The sequence below is a fragment of the Clostridium sp. AM49-4BH genome, assembly GCF_003478335.1.
Taxonomy (GTDB): domain Bacteria; phylum Bacillota; class Clostridia; order Lachnospirales; family Lachnospiraceae; genus Butyribacter.
Window position 1 is genome coordinate 1 of sequence record NZ_QUFB01000099.1, and the last position, 3120, is coordinate 3120.

The window sequence follows — 3120 nt, forward strand, 5'->3', positions numbered from 1 at the left end:
AATACGAAACCGATATTACGGATAAGAAAGAATTACAGATTCGTGATGCAATGGGCGATATTCTCAAACAGTTACCTCTCGACCTTAGTAAAAAGGAAGATGCTTTTTCCAAAGATTTACTGCTGTTGATGTTAAAGCAATATAACCTGTTTCTGGAATCATTCCAGTTTGCCTGCAAGAATTACAAGGGCAACACGAATGAAGCTGATATTGCAAAAGTAATGGGGTTTGAATCGAATGATGAATATAACGAGATTATGTTTCTCCGGGAGATCACCCACACTGTTAATGCCTTTAACGACATGGCAGATATCGTAAGGCTTTATTCCAAGAAACCGGAAATGGCAGAACAAAGGCTTGAAAATCTTTTATCAGAAGTTTTGTATGAGGATTCCGATTCGGTATAGAACGACAACCGGAGTTATGATATACTTACACGCAAGAAGCATTTCATCAGTTCCGATTGTCTGATATCGAAAGGAGACACACGATTATGGCAAAAGGATCTGTAAGAAAAAAAGGAAAGAAATGGTACTACCGCTTCTATGTAGAAGATGCAAGCGGCAATCTGGTTCAGAAAGAATACGCTGGAACAGAAAGTAAAAGTGAAACGGAAAAACTGCTCCGTCAGGCAATGGATGATTACGAAAGCAAGAAATTTGTCGCAAAGACAGATAATCTTACTGTAGGAGAACTTCTTGATATGTGGGCGGAAGAAGAACTGAAAGTCGGAACACTCAGCAATGGTACAGTGGAAAATTATCTTGGTGCAATCCGTTGTATCAAGAAACATCCGATTGCAGAACGCAAATTAAAAACCGTTACTGCTGAACATTTACAGGCATTTCTCGATCTGCTTACATTCGGTGGGGAATTTCCAGATGGAAAAGTGAGAAAAGGATACAGTAAAGATTACATCCATTCCTTTTCAGCAGTATTACAACAGGCTTTCCGGTTTGCAGTATTTCCAAAACAGTTGATTACTTTTAATCCTATGCAGTATATTAAGCTGAAAAAACAGGCAGAGGATGTGGATTTATTCTCAGATGATGAGGTAGAAGAAGGCATACAGCCTATTTCCCATGAAGATTATGAGAGACTGATAGAATACCTCAAAGTAAAGAATCCACCTGCAATCCTGCCAATCCAGATCGCATACTATGCGGGACTTCGTATCGGTGAAGTTTGCGGATTGACATGGCAGGACATCAATCTTGAAGAACAATGCCTGACCATTAAAAGAAGTATCCGCTATGATGGCACAAAACATAAAAACATCATCGGACCGACCAAGCGAAAGAAAGTAAGGATTGTTGATTTTGGCGATACTCTGACTGAAATACTGAAAACCGCCAGAAAAAAACAGCTTAAAAGCCGGATGCAGTATGGTGAACTTTACCACCGCAATTTCTACAAGGAAGCACAGGACAAAAACAGAGTGTATTATGAATATTATCATCTGGACGGAACCGAAGAAATCCCGGTAGATTACAAGGAAATCTCCTTTGTCTGCCTGAGACCGGACGGATGTCTGGAACTGCCAAGCACACTCAGCATTGCCTGCCGATCAGTTGCAAAAAGGCTGGACGGATTTGAGAATTTCCATTTCCACCAGTTGCGACACACCTACACAAGCAACCTCCTCTCAAACGGAGCTGCCCCAAAAGATGTGCAGGAACTGTTAGGGCACTCTGATGTCAGTACCACAATGAATGTCTACGCCCACTCTACAAGAAAGGCAAAGCGGAACTCCGCCAGACTTCTTGATAAAGTGGCAGGCAACGACTAAATAAAAAATTCCCTTATTTCCCTTGCTGATTCCGCATAAGGTCAAAAATAAGGGAAAATACATATCATTTCACTATTTAAGGGGCTGGAAAGCCCGTAAAATAAGGAAAGTTCAAGAAATCTCTCCACAAATTCCGATTTCTCAGTTTCAAAAACTTGAATTTAGCGATTTCTTTTTCCGGTATTCTCTGTCCCACGGATTTCCTCATGATAGAAATAATCTACGATCACCGGATGTCCCTGCGGGACTCTGCCATAAGGCATTTCATTATCCACAAAGGCACAATCATACTTCTTAGCCATTTTCTCAGCTTTTACTTCAAGTGCTTCAAAGTAGCTGCGGTTATGCTTGTTATAGATCTCGTCGTAAAGTGGTACAAGATCAGGATATTTTCCGGCGATATAATCCATAATTGTCTTTTTGAAACCGCCTCGAAGATTGAGATTTTCGAGCCAGAACAGATCGCACTGATCCTTTACCCGCTCAAAGATTGCTTCAAAATCCGTGATACCGGGGAATACCGGGGATACAAAACAGACTGTACGGATACCTGCTTCATATACCTGCTTCATAGCAGAGATACGGCGCTCAATGCTCGAAGCAGAGTCCATATCGTTCTTGAAATTTTCATCTAGTGTGTTGATCGACCATGAAACGGTTACACGTCCAAGCTTCTTCAGTAGATCAATATCCCGTACCACAAGATCCGACTTTGTGCAAATCAGAATATCTGCGTCACTGCCGATCAGCTGCTCTAGAAGTTTTCTGGTATTCCCGAATTGCTCCTCCTGTGGATTGTAGCCATCTGTCACAGAACCGATGACCACCCGCTGTCCGGCATATTTCTTCGGATTTTTAATTTCCGGCCAATGCTTCACATCAAGGAAAGTGCCCCATTCCTCCTTGTGCCCGGTAAAGCGCTTCATAAAAGAAGCATAGCAATACTCGCAGGCATGTGTACAGCCCACATAGGGATTGACCGAGTAACCGCCTACCGGCAGACTAGACTTAGTCATGATGTTCTTTGTTTCCACCTCACGAATGAGGATTCCATTCATTACTTCTTCCATGATTTCTGTACCTCTAACACTTTATTAAATTCTTCCGGCATTTCCTGAATCATATTTTCATCCCCTATGATAGGGACGGTAGTGTCAAAAGACTACCTCTTTTTTGTTCTAAAACCTTTATTTTAGGGAGTTTGCAAACAAAAAGAGCAATCCCCCCCTATTTTCTGGTATAATGTCAATCGCCAAACCAACAAAACAAGAAACGAGGTTATTGCTCATGGACATTATACTTTATTTATTAAATTACATCAATTACCAACG

Annotated in this window: 2 protein-coding genes and 2 pseudogenes; 2 read left to right on the plus strand and 2 right to left on the minus strand. The window is 41.3% G+C overall.

The genetic code is table 11. From position 1 onward, the window contains the following. Both DW981_RS14310 and DW981_RS14315 read left to right on the plus strand, forming a co-directional pair. A pseudogene (locus DW981_RS14310) lies at positions 1-407 on the plus strand (transcriptional regulator); the annotation flags it as partial. An 86-nt stretch (positions 408-493) separates the two neighbouring features. After that, positions 494-1789 (plus strand): tyrosine-type recombinase/integrase, encoded by a 1296-nt coding sequence (locus tag DW981_RS14315; RefSeq protein ID WP_014080634.1) that lies wholly within the window; start codon positions 494-496, stop codon positions 1787-1789. 161 nt (positions 1790-1950) lie between these two features. Here DW981_RS14315 and DW981_RS14320 read toward each other — a convergent pair whose 3' ends face one another. Beyond that, positions 1951-2859, minus strand: coding sequence for a radical SAM mobile pair protein B (locus tag DW981_RS14320; protein WP_118508217.1), 909 nt, complete (start codon positions 2857-2859; stop codon positions 1951-1953). Next, positions 2847-2936, minus strand: a pseudogene (locus DW981_RS14325) (radical SAM mobile pair protein A); the annotation flags it as partial. The gene DW981_RS14320 and the pseudogene DW981_RS14325, both read right to left, overlap by 13 nt. Positions 2937-3120 lie beyond the last annotated feature (184 nt).

Bases quoted from the DNA above. Each gene is read 5' to 3' on its own strand.
- DW981_RS14320 (WP_118508217.1), bottom strand. From the start codon at position 2,859: ATGGAAGAAGTAATGAATGGAATCCTCATTCGTGAGGTGGAAACAAAG.
- DW981_RS14315 (WP_014080634.1), top strand. From the start codon at position 494: ATGGCAAAAGGATCTGTAAGAAAAAAAGGAAAGAAATGGTACTACCGC.